Here is an 18,698-nt window from a genome sequence, read left to right as displayed (position 1 = left end):
TGGAATAATAAAATGAAAAATAATAATAGCCCGCTACGCCATTTGCCTTGGCTGGTGCTGGCAATCGTAGGTGCGTGCGCCCTGGGTGTCGTGGCATTGCGCCGAGGCGAGGCAATCAACGCCTTGTGGATTGTGGTCGCTGCCGTGGCCATCTATCTGGTCGCCTACCGCTACTACAGTCTGTTCATCGCTAACAATGTCATGCAACTCGATGCGCGACGGGCCACTCCCGCTGTGCTCAATAATGACGGTCTGGACTACGTTCCAACCAACAAGCACATTCTTTTTGGTCACCACTTTGCGGCCATCGCTGGCGCGGGGCCTCTGGTCGGCCCGGTATTGGCGGCGCAGATGGGCTACCTGCCCGGTACTCTGTGGCTGATCGCCGGCGTGGTGCTGGCCGGTGCCGTTCAGGACTTCATGGTCCTGTTCATGTCCACCCGCCGCAACGGGCGTTCCCTGGGGGACATGGTCCGTGAGGAAATGGGCCGCATCCCCGGCACCATCGCGCTGTTCGGCTGCTTCCTGATCATGATCATCATCCTCGCGGTGCTGGCACTGATCGTGGTCAAAGCCCTGGCCGAAAGCCCTTGGGGGATTTTCACGGTGATGGCGACCATCCCGATCGCGATGTTCATGGGCATCTACATGCGCTACATCCGCCCGGGTCGTATCGGTGAGATCTCGGTGATCGGCGTATTGCTGCTGCTGGGTTCGATCTGGCTCGGCGGGCAGATTGCCGCGGATCCGGTGTGGGCCAAGGCCTTCACCTTTACCGGTATCCAGATCACCTGGATGCTGATCGGCTACGGTTTTGTCGCGGCGGTACTGCCGGTGTGGCTGATCCTGGCACCGCGTGACTATCTGTCGACCTTCCTGAAAATCGGCACCATCGTCGCCCTGGCCATCGGCATCCTGGTGACCATGCCCGAGCTGAAAATGCCGGCCCTGACCCAGTTTGTCGACGGCACTGGCCCGGTATGGAAGGGCGGTCTGTTCCCGTTCCTGTTCATCACCATCGCTTGTGGTGCGGTATCCGGTTTCCACGCGCTGATTTCCTCCGGCACTACGCCGAAGCTGCTGGATAACGAAACCAACGCCCGCTACATCGGCTACGGCGGCATGCTGATGGAATCGTTCGTGGCGATCATGGCCATGGTTGCCGCTTCAGTGATCGAGCCTGGCGTGTACTTCGCCATGAACAGCCCGGCGGCCGTGGTCGGCGGTGATGTGGTGGCCGTTGCGACAGCCGTCAGCAACTGGGGCTTTGCGATTACCCCGGAAGCCCTGCAAGCCGTAGCCCACGATATTGGTGAAACCACCATCCTGGCCCGTGCCGGTGGTGCGCCGACCCTGGCGGTCGGTATCGCGCAGATCCTGCACAGTGTTCTGCCGGGCGAGAACACCATGGCGTTCTGGTACCACTTCGCGATCCTGTTCGAAGCGCTGTTCATCCTGACTGCCGTGGATGCCGGCACCCGTGCCGGGCGTTTCATGCTGCAGGACTTGCTCGGCTCCTTCGTTCCGGCGCTCAAGCGCACGGAATCCTGGACCGCCAACCTGATCGCCACCGCCGGTTGTGTGGCCATGTGGGGCTGGTTGCTGTATCAGGGCGTGATCGATCCGTTGGGTGGCATCAATACCCTGTGGCCACTGTTCGGTATCTCCAACCAGATGCTGGCCGGTATCGCGCTGATGCTCGGCACCGTCGTGCTGATCAAGATGAAACGCCAGCGTTATGTCTGGGTCACCATGTTGCCAGCCGTATGGCTGTTGATCTGCACCACGACAGCGGGCTTCATCAAGCTGTTCGATGCCAACCCGGCGATCGGCTTCCTGGCCCTGGCGAAGAAATACAGCGATGCCCTGGCCAACGGCCAGATCCTCGCCCCGGCCAAGGACATCACCCAGATGCAGCACGTGATTTTCAACGCCTACACCAACGCAACGCTGACCGCGCTGTTCCTGTTCGTGGTGTTCAGCATCCTGTTCTATGCACTCAAGGTCGGTATTGCCGCCTGGGGTAAAAAAGAGCGTACGGATAAAGAGTCGCCATTCCAGGCGCTGCCGGATGCGTAACCAGAGGATTGCAGCATGTTCAATGACTTGAGTCGCCTCGGTAAATACCTCGGACAGGCCGCGCGCCTGATGGTCGGGATGCCCGACTACGACAACTATGTCGAGCATATGCAGACCAAGCACCCGGATAAACCGGTGATGAGCTATGAGATGTTCTTTCGGGAGCGTCAGGAAGCCCGTTACGGTGGCAAGGGTGGGCCGAAGTGCTGTTGATCCGGATTGCGGGTTAACAGCAAAACCTGTGGGAGCGAGCCTGCTCGCGAAAGCGGTGTCCCAGTCAGCCTATTTGTTGAAGCTGACGGCCCCTTCGCGAGCAGGCTCGCTCCCACATTTGTTTTGTGTTGTTTATCAGTTTTGTGAAACAGGAGATCAATTTTGTCCTCTCCCATCCCCGTAACAATCCTCAGCGGCTTCCTCGGCGCCGGCAAGACTACCCTGTTGCGTCACCTGCTCAAGGCCGAGCACGGTCTGAAAATTGCCGTGATCGAGAATGAATTCAGCGATGCCGGTATCGATACCCAGTTGTTGGGCGATGAGCCGGTACAAGTGATGACGCTGTCCAACGGCTGCGTCTGCTGCACCATCCACACCGACCTGACTAAAGCGCTTTATCTGTTGCTCGAGCGTCTGGACCGGGGCGACATCGCCTTCGACCGCCTGGTGATCGAATGCACCGGCCTGGCTGATCCGGCACCGGTGGCGCAAACCTTTTTCATCGACGAAGAGTTGCGTGAGCGCTATATCCTCGACGGCATCATTACCCTGGTCGACGCGGCACATGCAGACCTGCACCTGACCCAGACTATCGCCCAGGCGCAGGTCGGATTCGCCGACCGCTTGCTGGTGAGCAAGCGCGACCTGGTGGACGAACCGACCTTCACCGCGTTGAGCGAACGCCTGACCCGCATCAACCGGCGTGCGCCGATCCGCATGGTTGACCACGGCAAGATCGACCTGGCCGAGTTGCTAGATGTGCGCGGTTTCAACCTCAACGCCGACCTCGGTGGCGGCGTGAGTTTGCGCCCGGTCAGCCAGGCAGCTCCGTCTATCGACCGCATTTCCAGTCTGGTGCTGCGCACTGAAAAACCGCTGGATATCGACAAGCTCAGCGAGTTCATGAACGAACTGCTGGAGGAGCATGGCAAGCAGTTGCTGCGCTACAAAGGCGTGTTGAACATTCTTGGTGAATCCCGTCGCATGGTGTTTCAGGGGGTGCTGAAGCTTTATGGTTTTGACTGGGATACCGAGTGGGCGGAAGACGACGTGCGCGAAAGCGTGATCGTGTTCATTGCCGATGACTTGCCGGAAAAAAAGATCCGCGAGGGGTTTGCGCGGGTGGCTGCGCAGTAACGTCAAAAATTGCAGTGAGCCCTGAGCCGCCATCGCGAGCAGGCACGCTCCCACACTTGAAGTGCAGTTCCCTGTGGGGGCGAGCCTGCTCCGGGCGGCGTTCCGCCGAAAGCGGACTAACCTGCGGCACAGTTTTGGCCCAGTACCGATGCAGGACTCAGCAACAAATCTTCCAGGTAATCCAGATGCCGGTTGAGCGCGACTTGGGCCTTCGCGGCATCGCCTCGCTCCAGCGCATCCAGAATCTCCATGTGCTCCACGCAATATTCCTTCTGCTGCAGATCAAACTGCGCAATCGCCAAGGAAGTCAGCGGTACCAGGCTCTCAAGGAAATGCGCTAGCGGTGCATTCCCCGCCATTTGTGCCAACTGCAGATGAAACTCTCCCGACAAGCGAATCGCCCGGCCACGCTCGGTGCACTGATGCTCGTTATCGACCAGTGTCCGCAGGCGCTTCAAGTCTTGCGCGCAGGGTCGCTGACACGCCAGCCGCACCAGCATGATCTCGGCCAGACGCCGGGCGTGCAGTGTCTGCCGGGTCTGCTCGGCATCAAGCTCGGCGACGCGGGGACGATGGTTGACCCGAAGGATGATGATCTGCTGGTGGGACAGCCGCGTCAGCACATCACGCATGTCGCTGCGCCTTGCACCGAACATCTGCGCCAGGCTTTCTTCGGTAAAGCGACTGGCCGAATGGATGCGCTGTTCGAAAATGGCATCGAGGACACGCGAATACAGATCATCCACCGACGGGCGGACGGGCAGGGTGGCGAGCGTTTGTGGCGAGGCGAAGCTGTTCATGGCCAATCTCCAGTTCGAAGAGGTTTCAACTGCCGAGGTTGTCTTCCGGGATGTTCAGTTCGATGCCCATGCGCTGGCCTTCGCACAAAATGTGCCGGCGCATCTCGGCGCTGGCCTGGGCGCTGTTCTTGTTGCGGATCGCGCGCACCACGGCTTCGTTTTCTTCAAGGCGTTCAGCCAGATGCTCCGGGGAGTTGCGCAACACTTCGGCGCTTTGCTTGAGGGCATTGCTGGTTTGCTGGACCACGCTCTGGAAGATCGGGTTCGACGTCAGCGTGAACAGCTCTTCGTGGAACGCGATGTAGGCGCTTACGCCAGCTTCACTGTCATTGGCCTCCAGGGCTTCGCGCATGTCCATCAGGGTCAGGCGCAGTTGCCCGACCTCCTTGCTGCTGATGGACTGCGCCACGAGGCCGACGATGAACGGCTCGAGCGTGTAGCGCAGTTGCAGCACGTCTTCCAGGCTCGCTGCGGCCACTGCACTGTCATGCGCCTGGTTGTCAGCGAGATTGGCTTCGAGCACCACCACGCCTTTGCCCGGCATCGAACGCACCAGGCCAAGGGTTTCCAGGACGATGACGGCTTCACGCAGGCTCGGGCGGCTGATACCCAGCTGTTCGGCCAGTTCACGTTGCCCCGGCAGCATTTCGCCGGAGCGCCACTGACCTCGGGCCAAGGCGGCCCGTAGTTTTTCCACGACTGAAGTTACGACGGTCGACGAGGTAATCACTGTTCGCTCCATGAGCATTTAAAAGTGGTGAAGGTGTGCCGGCCAAGGCGAGGCCGGCACACCGTTGATTCAGAATTCCTGCTGATGTGCCGGTGCAATCGGTTTTCTTGGCTGGAAGGTATAACCCGCCTGGCCCGAAAGTACCTTGTTCGCCCGCTGCACATCGATGTCCTTTTCCCATCGCGCGATGGCGACGGTCGCCACGCAGTTACCGATCAGGTTGGTCAGCGCCCGGCCGATCCCCATGAACCAGTCCACGGCCAGCACCAGCACCAGGCCCACCACCGGAATGGCCGGAATGGCTGTCAGGGTGGCCGCCAGAATCACCAGCGCCGAGCCCGGAATACCGTGGGCCCCCTTGGAGGTGATCAACGATACCAACAGAATCGTCAGCAGGTCGGTCATTGCCAGCGGCGTGCCGGTGGCATTGGCGATGAACACGATGGCCAGGGTCAGGTAGATCGAGAAACCGTCGAGGTTGAACGAGTAACCCGTTGGAATCACCAGCCCGACCGTCGAACTGCCGATGCCCAGGTGCTCAAGCTTGCGCATGATTTGAGGCAGCACAGCGTCGGACGAAGCGGTGCCCATGACGATCAGCAGTTCTTCGCGCAGGTACTTGAGCAACGGCCACATCTTCAAGCCAGAGAGGCGCATCACCAGGCCGAGAATCAGCGTCACGAAAGCCACGCAGGTCAGGTAGAACAGGCCGACCAGGCTGCCCAGGTGTTGCAGCGAGTCCAGGCCATACTTGCTGGTGGTGAAGGCGATCGCACCGAACACACCGATCGGCGCCAGGCGCACGATCATGCCCATGATGCGGAAAATCACATGGCTGAGTTCATTGATCAGCCGCGAAATGCCCGATGCCGCCTCGCCCACCAGATTCAGCGCACTGCCGAACAGCACAGAGAACAGGAGGACTTGCAGGATGTTGTTATCGGCAAAGGCACCAATCACCGACGTCGGAATCAGGTCCATCAGGAACTGTGTGGTGGTGTGCATGTGCTGGCCGCGCTGGGCAATGTCGCCCATGTCGGCTGCGGAAAGCTGCTCCAGGTGAATGTTCGCGCCGCTGCCGATACCGGTGCTGAAGGCAAACACCAGACCGATCACCAGAGCGATGGTGGTCAGGATTTCAAAGTAGATCACCGATTTTAGGCCGATACGGCCGACCTTCTTCAGGTCGCCGGCACCGCTGATGCCGCTGACCACTACGCAAAACACAATCAAGCCAATGAGCATTTTGATCAGCTTGATAAAACCGTCACCGAGCGGTTTGAGCTGAGCGGAGTATTCGGGAAGGGTCAGCCCACAGACGATGCCGAGCACCAGTCCGAGAACCACTTGGAGGAAGATTGAACGCGAGCACCATCTGAGCATGGGAGGAATCCTGGTCGGTGTCCTGGCTGCCGTGTGCGGAGCACATCAGATTCAGGACTTAATTATTGTGGTCTTACCGGTATGTCCAGTGCAGGCGCAGTCTAGGCGCTATTTTTGGGTGTTCGCAAGTAAAAATTAGAAAATTGGCATGACCGGTCTTACCAGTTGGTGAGTGAGCCCGGTTTAGAGCCTTTCCCCCGGCTGAATAAAAAACGGGCGAAAAAAAACCGGCCATCTCTGGCCGGTTTTTATAGCTACGGTTTAACGGGCTGATTAAGCGCCGTACACCGGCAGCTTCTTGCAGATGGCCTTGACCTTCTCACGAACGGCATCGATCACCGCTTCGTTGTTCAGGTCAGCCAGGATGTCGCAGATCCAGCCGGCCAGTTCCTTGCACTCTGCTTCCTTGAAGCCACGAGTGGTCACAGCCGGGGTGCCGAAGCGCAGGCCGGAGGTGACGAACGGGGAACGTGGATCGTTTGGCACGGAGTTCTTGTTCACGGTGATGAACGCTTTGCCCAGCGCGGCATCGGCGTCTTTACCGGAGATTTCCTGCTTGATCAGCGACAGCAGGAACAGGTGGTTCTGAGTACCACCGGAAACCACGTCGAAACCGCGCTCGATGAACACGCTGGCCATGGCCTGGGCGTTCTTCACCACTTGCTGCTGGTAAACCTTGAACTCAGGCTGCAGCGCTTCCTTGAAACAGATCGCCTTGGCCGCGATCACGTGCTCCAGAGGACCACCCTGAGCGCCCGGGAATACGGCGGAGTTCAGCTTCTTCTCGATATCGGCGTTGGCGCGAGCCAGGATCAGGCCACCACGTGGACCGCGCAGGGTCTTGTGGGTGGTGGTGGTCACGACGTCAGCGAATGGAACCGGGTTCGGGTAGACGCCAGCGGCGACCAGACCGGCCACGTGGGCCATGTCGACGAACAGGTAGGCACCTACTTTGTCGGCGATTGCACGGAAGCGCGGGAAGTCGAGGATCTGCGAGTAGGCAGAGAAACCGGCCACGATCATTTTCGGCTTGTGCTCAACGGCCGGGCGCTCGACTTCGTCGTAGTCGATCAGGCCGTTGGCGTCGATGCCGTACTGGATGGCGTTGTACAGCTTGCCCGAAGACGAAACGCTGGCACCGTGGGTCAGGTGACCGCCGTGGGCCAGGCTCATGCCCAGGATGGTGTCGCCGGCCGACAGCAGGGCCAGGTAAACGGCGCTGTTGGCTTGCGAACCGGCGTGCGGCTGAACGTTGGCGTAGTCGGCGCCGAACAGCTCTTTGGCGCGGTCGATAGCCAGCTGCTCGACGATGTCTACGTACTCGCAACCACCGTAGTAGCGCTTGCCCGGGTAACCTTCGGCGTACTTGTTGGTCAGTACCGAGCCTTGGGCTTCCATCACAGCAGGGCTGGTGTAGTTTTCCGAAGCGATCAGCTCAATGTGCTCTTCCTGGCGCTGAGCTTCTTGCTCCATGGCGGCAAAGAGATCGGCGTCGTACTTGGCAATAGTCAAATCACGGCTGAACATGGCGGTCCTCAAGGATCGGGGGCGGAAAAGGGGGGCATTCTAACCCAATGGGTTTTAGATGGCATATGAAACGGCATCATGTCGCAGACAAGTGGCATTCACGGTGCGCGGCTGAATATTCGGACACAAATTATCCCTGAAGCACGGAGTCGCATTGGGCATCCTTGTTTTTTGCGGGGCACACCTTGTTCTGGAAGCCTGGATAAAGACTTGAGCTGACGAGCGTCTTGCCCCTGAACGCTGGACAGGAGGCCGATGGATGATGCCCGTAACCGATCTGATGCCCACCACGCCCGTTTCTGCGCAGGCTTGCCCATTTCGTCGGATAGCCCTTGCATGGGCCATCCTGTTGGCTTGCATGGTGCCCGGCACGACGTACGCCCTGGCCAATGATCCTGTGCTGCTGGACAGTCCCGCCGGGCAGTTTGCAATCGATCCGGACACGCTGGCCATTTCCCTCACGACTTCACAGGGCAAGCGCCTGGCGCTGGCGTCCCCGGCGTTCAGCGGTAGCAGGGTCGAGCGGCTGTCGGATCACGAATGGCAAGTGGCGGCAGGTACGGCCCGGTACAAGGTCGCGGCCAATATCGAGTTCGGTGCCTTACGGGTGTCAGTCCGGTCGCAAGGTCCATCGGTGTTGAACTGGCCACGGACCGCGGATCCCGGGGCCATCAGGGCTTATGCATTTCCTTTTGGCGAGGGCAGTTATGTGCCGGCGGACGACCCCGGGTGGCTTGACTGGATGGTGCGTCGTTACGAGCCGGAAAGTGTGCTGAGTATTCTTTCCATGCCGTTCTGGACGGAGTTGCGAGAGGGGCTTTCCGTGACCTGGCTGTTGGAAACACCCCTGGATACAACGTTTGATGTCGAACGCAGGGAAGATCGGGCACGACCTGGTTTTACTCACCGCTTCTCCTCTTTATCACCCGATGCCGCTTATACCCTGCGTATTGTGCCCGGTCCGCAGGACCCGTTGGCCGGGGCGCGTGGATACCGGCAGTGGCTGCAAGCAAGCGGCCAGTTTGTCTCCTTGAACGACAAGATCGCTACGACGCCCGAAGTCGCCCGGTTAGGAGGGGCATCTCATATCTATCTGTGGGGCAGCGATCCGCTGAAAGTCGCGGACATCGTTCAATGGAGAGCGTTTCTGGAACAGTTTCGGCGCCAGCGAGGCGATGACACGCAACTGGCGGGCCGTCTGTGGAAGGTGCTTGATGATGAAAAGCGCAAAACCGTCGAGAAGGCGTTCAAGGCGGCAGCCAGGAACCCGGGTGATATCGAGCCGTGGCTGAAAAGAGAGGTGATTCGAGCGCTCAACGCGGCACTGTTGAAGGTGATTGCCCGTCCCGAAGTGACACCGCTGCCGGGCGGGCATGACCCTGGCGGTGAAGTGGCATGGGCACGGGATATGAGCGTCGCCATGGAACAGGCCTTCGGTCCGCTGTTGGCTCCCGCCCGAGGTTGGGGAGGCGGTCTCTCGACCGACTTGGTCAGCGCGCTGCAATCGGCAGGTTTGCGCCGTGCCTGGCTGGGCGTCAGTGAGTGGCGAACGGCGCTTTGGCATCCTGAAGCCATTGAACAGGCCAAGGCGGCGGGTTACCTGGTCGGCGTCTATGACAGCTATGGCAGCGCTCACCCCTCGAACCTTGCGGCAACCTGGTCTACCGCGCAGATGGGCGATGAATTGGCGAATGCCGGTTACCGGGATCAAAACGGCCAACCCGCCACCGGTTTTGGCGGACGGGGGGTGTATGTCAGCGCTCGTGCAGCCCATGACTATGCTCGAAAACGCATCGATGCGATTGCACAAAACGCTGGGCTCAACAGCTATTTCCTGGATGTGGATGGCGCCGGCCCACCGCGTGAGGACCATACGCCCGGGCGCGAGACCAGTGAGTCGCAGGACAGTCAGAGCGTGCGCCAGAGGCTGGCTTATCCTGCCCGGGCATTTGGCCTGGTGACCGGGACGGAAGGCGGGTTGTCCTGGTACGCCCCACAGTTCGCGTTTGCCCAGGGCATGACGACGCAGCCCTTCGCCTGGATGGATCCTGACATGAAGGATTCACGCTCGCCGTACTATCGAGGCCGTTACTGGCCCGACGAAACGCCCAGTCTTTACTTCAAGCCTGTACCGCTCAAGTCTTCGATCGCCCGTTATGTGCGCTCGCCATGGTTTCGCCTGCCGCTTTATCAGATCGCCTTGCATGACAGCGTCGTGACAACCCATCACTGGGAGTACGGCTCATTGAAATTCAGCAATGAGTGGGAGGCGACGGCGCTTCTGCAGCTGTTGTACATGGTGCCACCGCTTTATCACCTGGCCGATGAAGTGCTCGATCGCGATCTGCCGGTGATCGCGGCCTATGACCGAATCTTCCGCCCGCTGCACGAGCGGCTGTTCAACGTGGCGATGGTGGATTTCAAGGTGTTGTCGACAGATCGCGCGCTCCAGCAATCAAGCTTTGCCGATGGAACGCGCATCACCGTGAACTTCAGCAGCGAGCCGATGGTGGCACAAGGTACGACGGTGCCTGCGCTGGCTGCGCGTGTCGAAGAACCTGACCAGCCTGTACGAGTGCATGAGATGAGTACGGTGTTCAAGGCACGTTGAGACGGCAGTGGTCAATCAAACATGAACAATGCATCGTTACTGTATTGGGCCTCGAACCGATTGGCCGGCATCGGTCGACCGAACAGATAACCCTGTACCTCGTCGCAACCGTGCTCCCTCAGGAAATCCAGCTGCTCTTGGGTTTCCACGCCTTCGGCGATCACCGCCAGGTTCAGGCTGTGGGCCATGGCAATGATTGCCCGGGCAATCTGTGCATCCTGCTCGCCGCTGGGCAGGCCATCGACAAAGGTGCGGTCGATCTTCAGAACATCGATCGGGAATTGCTTGAGGTAGTTGAGCGATGAGTAACCGGTACCGAAATCGTCGACCGCAATGCTCAGGCCGAGGTTTTTCAGGCCGTCGAGGATCTGCATCGCCTCGCTGACTTCACGCATCAGGATACTTTCGGTCAGCTCCAGTTCCAGGCACGCCGGTGGCAGGCCGGTTTCCTTGAGGATGGTGGCGATTCGCGTACCGAGTTGGCCGTCGGAGAACTGCCGCGCCGAGATGTTCACCGACACCTTCGGCACCCGCACCCTGGCCTGATGCCAGGCCTTGAGTTGGCGGCAGGCTTCGCTGATCACCCAGTCGCCGACATCCACCACCAGCCCGAGCTCTTCGAGCACAGGAATGAAATCCCCCGGCGGCACCAGCCCGCGGCGTGGATGACGCCAGCGCAACAGCGCCTCGGCACCGGTCAGGCGCTTGCCGTCACCGCTGAACTGCGGCTGGTAATACAGCACGAATTCGTTCTGTTCCAGGGCATGGCGCAAGTCGCTTTCCAGCTCCAGACGCTCCAGCGCACTGGCGTTCATGTCCGCCTGATAGAACTGGAAGTTGTTCTTGCCACGCTCCTTGGCGTGGTACATCGCGGTGTCGGCGTTCTTCATCAACTGGCTGAGTTCGTTGCCGTCCTGTGGACTCAGGGCGATGCCGATACTGGCCGTGACGAAGAACTCGCGGCCTTCGAGCACGAAGGGTTTCACCAGGCTGGCGAGAATCTGTTCGGCCACATGGATCGCCCGGTTCAGGGCGATTTCACGGTTGGCTCGCGGTTGCAGGAGCAAAGTGAATTCGTCACCGCCCATACGCGCCACGGTGTCGTCATCGGCGACGCAACCGAGCAGGCGCGTGGCCATTTCCTTGAGCATGCGGTCGCCGGCGGCGTGGCCCAGGGAGTCGTTGATCGGCTTGAAACGGTCGAGGTCGAGGAACATCAGCACCACCCACGACTTCTGCCGCTCGGCCGATTGCAGTGCCGTGTGCAGGCGATCCTGGAACAGCGAACGGTTGGGCAGGTGGGTCAGGGCGTCGTAGTAGGCGAGGCGGTGAATCCGCTGCTCGCTGGCCTTGCGCTCGCTGATGTCGCTGAAGAAACACACATAGCTGGCCAGGTCGCCTTCATCGTCGAGCACGGCGGTGATCCCGACCCAGGCCGGGTAATGCTCGCCATTACGGCGCTTGAGCCAGACTTCGCCCTCCCAGGTACTGTGCTGGCCCAATTGCTTGAGCACGTAACGCAGATGGGCTTCCTGCTGGTCGTCGACCGTCAGCATGTTCGGCAGCTGGTCGAGGACCTGCTCCACGGCGTAACCGCTGACACGACTGAAGGCTTCGTTGGCCTGGACGATGTAGCCGGCCGGGTCGGTGATCAGGATCGCCGAGGTCGAGTGTTCGAATACCGTGGCCGCCATGCGCAGGTCTTTTTCGGCCCGGCGTTGCTGGCTGATGTCGCGGCCGACGCCGAGCACGCCTTCGAAGGTGCCGTGTTCGTCCCAGACCAATACCAGGCGCAGTTCGATCGGGATCTTGCGCCCGTCGGCCCGCAGGCAATCGAACAGGAACAGTTGGGTTTGCACCTGGCTGCGCAACAGCGCCAGTTGGTCCGGCTGATCCAGCGCTTTGCTGACCCGGTCCATCAGGTGGTAGATGCCGGTCAGTTGTTGCGGGTTGGCGATGGTCGATTGCCAGCCGTTCTGGAAAATCCACTCGACGCCGTAACCCAGCACCGCTTGCACCGAGGGGCTGACGTAATTGAGGTTAAGGCGGCTGTCGGTGGAGAAGATCACGTCACTGATGCTTTCGGCGAGCATCCTGTAGCGCTGCTCGCTGTCGCGCAGGGATTCGCTGGCTTCGATCTGGTCGGTGATGTCCTTGGCCACGCCGATGATCCGCGTGACCTGGTCTTCCTTGTCCCGCGCCAGCGCCTGCTCGCGAATCTCGAAGCGTCGCCACTGGCCGTCCCGATGGCGGAAGCGCAATTGGCACTGCATCAACTGGCGATAACCGGCCTGGCGCTGGATCTGGCGGGAGCGGTGGTAATAGTCGGCGTCTTCGGGATGCAGGAGGATTTCCCAGAAGTATTCGCCCATCTGGTGCAGTTCGGTGCGGTTGTAACCCAGGGTCTGGCCCAGATGGTGGTTGCTGTAGATCATCCGCTGGCTGATCACATCCTGCACATACAGGTGATCCGGCACGGTGCGCACCACGTCCGACCAGAACCCTTCGCGCTCCTGCAGCGACAGTTCGATGAGCTTGCGGCTGGTGATGTCGGTGATGCTCAGGATCACCGCTTTATAGTCGTCCTGGGTTTGCGGCAGGCGCAGCACCAGCCACAGGTGCTGGTCGCGGCCGCTGGCGTCCTGGAGCTTGATTTCCAGTTCAAGCTGTTGCTGCCGGTTGAGCATCGCGTCGAGCACCTGGTTGCCGATGGCGGTGCCGTCCTGTGGGTTTCCGTCGATCAGCAGTTTCCAGGCTTTGTCGGCGCTATCGACATTAAGCAGTTGCAGCGCAACCTGGTTGACCTCGGTGATCCGCAGTTCCTTGAGCAATGGCCGTCGTTGCTCCGGGATCGCCAGCCACGCTTGCAGTTGCTCGCTGCCCTGCAGTTGCGCCTTGTCGAAAAAGACCTTGAGCCCGGACATGTCGAGGACGCACAAGGCCACGCCGGTGCCTTCGAAAATGTCCTGGTAACGCCGGCGGCCTTCATTCAACTGGCGCTGACGCCGGCGCATGTTCAGCAAGGCGAGGAACGGCAGCATGGAAAACGCCAGGCCCAGCAGGCATTTGCCGATGAACGCCGGCAGCAGCTCTTCCAGTACGCGCTGACGGTCAAACAGACCGCGCAGTTGCCAATCGCTGCTGCTCAGCGGGACGGTCAGCACGCTGTTGGCGACATCGTCCGCGGTCAACGTTCCCGGATTGACCGAGGGCAGCGCTTCGTCGCGGCTGATGATCTGATGATTGATGCGGTTCTCCACCAGCCACAACGGGCGGCCGCCGGCCTCGCCTTGTTTGGTCAGGGACGAAAAGAAGGTGGGTGTCAGGCGCAAGACCCAATAGCCTCGGGAACTGCCGCTGGCCTGGTGCAACAGTAAGTGCACCACGGAACCGTCGGTGGCATTGCTGAAATAGTGCGCCTGTGCGTGGCTGCGGCGTACCAGTTCACCCAGGTAGTCGCTGTCATCGCTGTCGGGAGCGCTGTCACTGATGACTCTTCCCGAGGGGCTGAGCAACGCCAGGCTGCGCAGATCAGGCAGCGATTGTTGCAGTTTGCGCAACAGGGCCTGCAATTCATCGGCGTCCTGCGGTTGCTCGACGATCGGCAGCAGGTTGAGGGCGATCTGCGCATTGAGCGCCATGTTCAGGCTGACCTGCGCGGCCAGATCGGCGGTGTAGTCGATGGTGTACTGGCGCTGGTTCTTCTGGGTTTCCCGCAACTGGTCGAGCAACTGCCAGAACAGCAGGGCCAACAGCAATAATACGAGTGTCGCCAAGGTGCCCTTCAAGGTCCCGCGCAGGGGGGAGCCGGGCGCTGTGGCCGGCGCACTGGAAGTCAGAGGCGGAGGGACAATGGACAAGCTGTAATCCTGCGGTTTGGCTGGACTGGCGCGACGTGCACTATAAGCCGGACGCCCGAAGGGCGGCTAGCATGCCTTGAGTTGTGGCGAAGTGCCAGCCCCTGTCCGTCGGCTGGACTGCCATCTGTCATTAAGGTAGCTTTGCCGGTTACGCGGGAGCGTTCCAGCTCCTAGACTCAGACTTTTTCAGCGTCGCCTCTTACGGACGACGCGCACGGTCTGGCCGGGCATTGCCTGCGCTCCAATCATTCATCAGTCACTGACCCTAGGTTCTCCATGGCTCAATACGTATTCACCATGCATCGGCTGGGCAAAGTTGTTCCGCCGAAGCGGGAAATCCTGAAAAACATTTCTCTGTCGTTCTTCCCTGGCGCCAAGATCGGCGTACTTGGCCTCAACGGTTCGGGTAAGTCCACGCTGCTGAAAATCATGGCCGGCGTCGACACCGAGTTCGAAGGCGAAGCCCGTCCGATGCCAGAGCTGAACATCGGCTACCTGCCACAGGAACCGATTCTGGACCCGACCAAAACCGTGCGTGAAGTGGTTGAGGAAGCGGTCAGCGTCATCAAGAACGCTCAGGCACGTCTGGACGAGGTCTACGCCGCGTACGCCGAACCGGATGCCGACTTCGACAAGCTGGCGGCTGAACAGGCCAAGCTCGAAGCTATCCTGCAAGCCGGCGATGGTCACAACCTTGAGCGTCAACTGGAAGTCGCCGCCGATGCGCTGCGTCTGCCAGCCTGGGATGCCAAGGTCGAAGTTCTGTCCGGTGGTGAAAAGCGTCGTGTGGCCCTGTGCCGCCTGCTGCTGTCCGCTCCGGACATGCTGCTGCTCGACGAACCGACCAACCACCTGGACGCCGATTCCGTTGCGTGGCTTGAGCACTTCCTGCACGACTTCCCGGGCACCGTGGTCGCGATCACGCACGACCGTTACTTCCTGGACAACGTTGCCGGCTGGATCCTGGAACTCGACCGCGGCGCGGGCATTCCTTACGAGGGCAACTATTCGGGTTGGCTGGAAGCCAAGTCCGATCGTCTGGCTGCCGAATCCAAGCAGCAGTCGGCCCACGAAAAAGCCATGAAGGAAGAACTGGAGTGGGTGCGCAAAGGCGCCAAGGCCCGTCAGTCCAAATCCAAGGCTCGTCTGCAACGCTTCGAAGAAATGCAGTCGCAGGAATTCCAGAAGCGCAGCGAAACCAACGAGATCTATATCCCGGCCGGTCCGCGCCTGGGCGACAAGGTCATCGAATTCAAGAACGTCACCAAGGGCTATGGCGACCGCGTGCTGATCGACAACCTGTCGTTCTCCATGCCTAAAGGCGCCATCGTCGGCGTGATCGGCGGTAACGGTGCCGGTAAATCGACCCTGTTCCGCATGCTGATGGGCAAGGAAACGCCGGATTCTGGCAGCATCGAAGTCGGTGAAACCGTGCAGTTGGCTTGCGTTGACCAGAGCCGCGAAGACCTGGACGGCAGCAAGACCGTGTTCCAGCAGATCTCCGACGGTTCCGACCAGATCCGCATCGGCAACTACGAGATCCCGTCGCGTACCTACGTCGGTCGCTTCAACTTCAAGGGCGGCGATCAGCAGAAGTTCGTCAAGGACCTGTCCGGTGGTGAGCGCGGTCGCTTGCACCTGGCCCTGACCCTGAAGGAGGGCGGCAACGTCCTGCTGCTCGACGAACCGTCCAACGACCTCGACGTTGAAACCCTGCGTTCCCTGGAAGAGGCCCTGCTGGACTTCCCGGGCGCCGCCATTGTGATCTCCCACGACCGGTGGTTCCTTGACCGCGTCGCGACTCACATCCTGGCGTACGAAGACGACTCGCAAGCGGTGTTCTTCGAAGGCAACTACACCGAGTACGAAGCCGACCGTAAAAAGCGTCTCGGCGAAGCGGCTGCCCAGCCGCATCGTGTACGCCACAAGAAGCTGGCCTGATTTCAGGTTGGTTGCATAAAGAGCGGAGCCTTCGGGCTCCGTTTTTTTTGCCTGTGTTTTTTCAATGACACCGAGCCGCGCCATTCGCGAGCAAGCCCGCTCCCACAGGGTTTTGTGAAAGGCACAATTCTCAATTCAGAAGAAGATCCCTGTGGGAGCGGGCTTGCTCGCGAAGGCGGTGTTCCTGATGGTGCATTGCTCGAATGGTGAATCCCTATTCAGGTGCAGAATGAGTCCAAAAAGCGGACTTATTTATATCCTGTGCACCATTTAATTTCATAAGTGCGACATTTTGCGCTGTTCCTGTGCGCGATTCGTTTGTTACAGTCCGGCCCAATCTCCTCCAACGACAACAAATTTGCCGAGACTTTTTCATGATCGAATCCGTCGAATCCTTCCTTGCGCGCCTGAAAAAACGCGACCCGGATCAACCCGAGTTTCACCAGGCTGTCGAAGAAGTCCTGCGTACCCTGTGGCCGTTTCTTGAAGCCAATCCGCATTACCTGACCTCCGGCATCCTGGAGCGCATCTGCGAGCCGGAGCGTGCGGTGGTGTTTCGCGTGTCGTGGGTCGACGATCAGGGCAAGGTCCAGGTCAATCGTGGTTTCCGCATCCAGATGAACAGCGCAATCGGCCCGTACAAGGGTGGCCTGCGTTTCCACCCGTCGGTGAACATGGGCGTCCTGAAGTTCCTCGCCTTCGAGCAGACCTTCAAAAACTCCCTGACTTCATTGCCCATGGGCGGCGGCAAGGGCGGGTCGGACTTCGATCCGAAGGGTAAGAGCGACGCGGAAGTCATGCGCTTCTGCCAGGCCTTCATGAGCGAGTTGTACCGCCACATCGGTGCTGACGTTGACGTGCCGGCCGGGGACATCGGTGTCGGTGCGCGGGAAATCGGTTTCCTGTTCGGCCAGTACAAGCGCCTGAGCAACCAGTTCACCAGCGTGCTGACCGGCAAAGGCCCAAGCTACGGCGGTAGCCTGATTCGCCCGGAAGCCACCGGTTTCGGTTGCGTGTACTTCGCCGAAGAAATGCTCAAGCGTCGCGGTCTGGCCGTGGAGGGTAAACGCGTAGCGATCTCCGGCTCCGGCAACGTCGCGCAATACGCGGCGCGCAAGGTCATGGACCTGGGCGGCAAAGTGATTTCGCTGTCCGACTCCGAAGGCACGCTGTATTGCGAAAGCGGCCTGACCGAGGAGCAATGGCTGGCGGTGCTGGAGCTGAAAAACGTACAGCGCGGGCGCATCCGTGAGCTGGCCAGCCGTTTTGGCCTGGAATTTCGCGCCGGTGAACTGCCATGGGGCCTGAGCTGCGACATCGCACTGCCGTGCGCGACGCAAAACGAACTGGATGCCGACGCCGCTCGCACCTTGCTGCGCAACGGCTGCATCTGCGTGGCCGAAGGCGCGAACATGCCGACCACCCTTGAGGCGGTGGATCTGTTCATCGAGGCCGACATTCTGTTCGCGCCGGGCAAGGCGTCCAACGCCGGTGGTGTGGCGGTGAGCGGGCTGGAAATGTCGCAGAACGCCATGCGCCTGGCATGGACCGGTGGCGAAGTGGACAGCAAGCTGCACGCGATCATGCAGTCGATTCACCACGCTTGCGTGAATTACGGTGAGGAGAACGGCCGGGTCAACTACGTCAAGGGCGCGAACATCGCCGGCTTCGTCAAAGTCGCCGATGCCATGCTCGCCCAAGGTGTGGTCTAAGCCGGTTCGATACGGATCACCTCAATCAATTGATCCCCGGCAGGGCGCTGCCACAGCACTTCATCGTTGAGTCGTGCGCCGAGCAGTGCCCGTCCCAACGGTGAACCCCAATTGATCAGGTCGTGGGCGGCATCGGCCTGATCTTCGCCCACCAGTTGTACCCGGCGTTCGGTGGCGTGTTCATCGGCGTAGGTCACCCAGCTGCCGATCTGCACTTTCTCGGTCGAAGTCGCGGCGGGTACCACCTGAGCGCTGCCCAGGCGCTGCTTGAAGTAACGCAAATCACGTTCGAGATCCGCCAGGCGCTGCTTGTCGGCCTGCTCGCCTTTGGCCGATTGTTCGGCGTGCAGGGTTTGCAGTTCGGTGACTTTTCCCTGCAACAGGTCCAGGCCTTGCGGCGTGACGTAATTGGGCTGCGCGCTGACCTGCCGTTCGACTGGCTGATCGGCTTGCGCGGCGGCGTTATCTTCATTGACGAAGGCACGGCTCATGGAATTCTCCCGGTATAGGGTTTGGGCCATGGTCGCAGGCATTTGGTTTCACCGGATGTCTGAAAACGACTTATGGCGAGTGATAGGCCCGGGCGGCGTCCTGATCTTTCTGCTGCTGCCAGGCTTTACACCCGGCCATCCGTCTCACTCTCCCAAGCCGATGGCCCATAGATAAAGTCTAGAAGTGGATTTGTCGGGTGTATGTGAAAGGAGT

12 protein-coding genes are annotated in these 18,698 nt (G+C 60.2%); 6 read left to right on the top strand and 6 right to left on the bottom strand.

Annotation, left to right across the window (positions count from 1 at the left end):
* Positions 1-12 precede the first annotated feature (12 nt).
* From AB4O40_RS13585 to yjiA, 3 genes are all read left to right on the top strand, one after another.
* Positions 13-2,079 carry a carbon starvation CstA family protein gene (locus AB4O40_RS13585; RefSeq protein WP_460054183.1) on the top strand — a complete coding sequence of 689 codons (2,067 nt, stop codon included), beginning with the start codon at positions 13-15 and terminating at the stop codon, positions 2,077-2,079.
* Between the two features lie 15 nt (positions 2,080-2,094).
* Positions 2,095-2,292, top strand: coding sequence for a YbdD/YjiX family protein (locus tag AB4O40_RS13580; protein ID WP_007895266.1), 198 nt, complete (start codon positions 2,095-2,097; stop codon positions 2,290-2,292).
* Positions 2,293-2,454: 162 nt separating this feature from the next.
* On the top strand, positions 2,455-3,429 hold the full coding sequence (yjiA, locus tag AB4O40_RS13575; protein ID WP_056728737.1) for a GTPase: 975 nt from the start codon (positions 2,455-2,457) through the stop codon (positions 3,427-3,429).
* Positions 3,430-3,545: 116 nt separating this feature from the next.
* On the opposite strand, the gene AB4O40_RS13570 is transcribed toward yjiA, so the two are convergent.
* The 4 genes from AB4O40_RS13570 to glyA form a co-directional block, all read right to left on the bottom strand.
* A complete protein-coding gene (locus tag AB4O40_RS13570) occupies positions 3,546-4,229 on the bottom strand; it encodes a GntR family transcriptional regulator (RefSeq protein ID WP_223541996.1) in 684 nt (227 codons plus the stop codon).
* Positions 4,230-4,254: 25 nt separating this feature from the next.
* Positions 4,255-4,959, bottom strand: coding sequence for a FadR/GntR family transcriptional regulator (locus AB4O40_RS13565; RefSeq protein WP_414914859.1), 705 nt, complete (start codon positions 4,957-4,959; stop codon positions 4,255-4,257).
* Between the two features lie 69 nt (positions 4,960-5,028).
* Entirely contained in the window at positions 5,029-6,342 is a 1,314-nt protein-coding gene (locus AB4O40_RS13560) for a C4-dicarboxylate transporter DctA (protein ID WP_056728732.1), read from the bottom strand.
* A 273-nt stretch (positions 6,343-6,615) separates the two neighbouring features.
* Positions 6,616-7,869, bottom strand: a complete 1,254-nt coding sequence (gene glyA / locus AB4O40_RS13555) for a serine hydroxymethyltransferase (protein WP_460160154.1) — start codon at positions 7,867-7,869, stop codon at positions 6,616-6,618.
* A 259-nt stretch (positions 7,870-8,128) separates the two neighbouring features.
* Here glyA and AB4O40_RS13550 point away from each other — a divergent pair, with 259 nt between their 5' ends.
* Positions 8,129-10,480, top strand: a complete 2,352-nt coding sequence (locus tag AB4O40_RS13550; protein WP_460054189.1) for a glycoside hydrolase — start codon at positions 8,129-8,131, stop codon at positions 10,478-10,480.
* Positions 10,481-10,491: 11 nt separating this feature from the next.
* Here the strand turns inward: AB4O40_RS13550 and AB4O40_RS13545 are convergent, their stop codons facing one another.
* A complete protein-coding gene (locus AB4O40_RS13545) occupies positions 10,492-14,340 on the bottom strand; it encodes a sensor domain-containing protein (RefSeq protein WP_223541994.1) in 3,849 nt (1,282 codons plus the stop codon).
* Positions 14,341-14,616: 276 nt separating this feature from the next.
* Here AB4O40_RS13545 and ettA point away from each other — a divergent pair, with 276 nt between their 5' ends.
* On the top strand, positions 14,617-16,281 hold the full coding sequence (ettA, locus tag AB4O40_RS13540) for an energy-dependent translational throttle protein EttA (protein ID WP_223541993.1): 1,665 nt from the start codon (positions 14,617-14,619) through the stop codon (positions 16,279-16,281).
* Positions 16,282-16,655: 374 nt separating this feature from the next.
* A complete protein-coding gene (gdhA, locus tag AB4O40_RS13535) occupies positions 16,656-17,993 on the top strand; it encodes an NADP-specific glutamate dehydrogenase (protein ID WP_056728723.1) in 1,338 nt (445 codons plus the stop codon).
* On the opposite strand, the gene AB4O40_RS13530 is transcribed toward gdhA, so the two are convergent.
* Positions 17,990-18,484 (bottom strand): GreA/GreB family elongation factor, encoded by a 495-nt coding sequence (locus AB4O40_RS13530; RefSeq protein WP_056728721.1) that lies wholly within the window; start codon positions 18,482-18,484, stop codon positions 17,990-17,992. The two genes, gdhA and AB4O40_RS13530, sit on opposite strands and share 4 nt — an antisense overlap.
* Positions 18,485-18,698 lie beyond the last annotated feature (214 nt).

This window comes from Pseudomonas sp. S2_F07 (assembly GCF_054668325.1).
The sequence above is the reverse complement of the archived record's forward strand: the minus strand, read 5'-3'. Positions and strand labels throughout refer to the sequence as shown.

Excerpts from the sequence above, each read along its gene's own strand:
- AB4O40_RS13585 (WP_460054183.1), top strand. The coding sequence starts at position 13 with ATGAAAAATAATAATAGCCCGCTACGCCATTTGCCTTGGCTGGTGCTG.
- AB4O40_RS13580 (WP_007895266.1), top strand. The coding sequence starts at position 2,095 with ATGTTCAATGACTTGAGTCGCCTCGGTAAATACCTCGGACAGGCCGCG.
- AB4O40_RS13570 (WP_223541996.1), bottom strand. The coding sequence starts at position 4,229 with ATGAACAGCTTCGCCTCGCCACAAACGCTCGCCACCCTGCCCGTCCGC.
- AB4O40_RS13560 (WP_056728732.1), bottom strand. The coding sequence starts at position 6,342 with ATGCTCAGATGGTGCTCGCGTTCAATCTTCCTCCAAGTGGTTCTCGGA.
- glyA (WP_460160154.1), bottom strand. The coding sequence starts at position 7,869 with ATGTTCAGCCGTGATTTGACTATTGCCAAGTACGACGCCGATCTCTTT.
- AB4O40_RS13550 (WP_460054189.1), top strand. The coding sequence starts at position 8,129 with ATGATGCCCGTAACCGATCTGATGCCCACCACGCCCGTTTCTGCGCAG.
- ettA (WP_223541993.1), top strand. The coding sequence starts at position 14,617 with ATGGCTCAATACGTATTCACCATGCATCGGCTGGGCAAAGTTGTTCCG.
- gdhA (WP_056728723.1), top strand. The coding sequence starts at position 16,656 with ATGATCGAATCCGTCGAATCCTTCCTTGCGCGCCTGAAAAAACGCGAC.
- AB4O40_RS13530 (WP_056728721.1), bottom strand. The coding sequence starts at position 18,484 with ATGAGCCGTGCCTTCGTCAATGAAGATAACGCCGCCGCGCAAGCCGAT.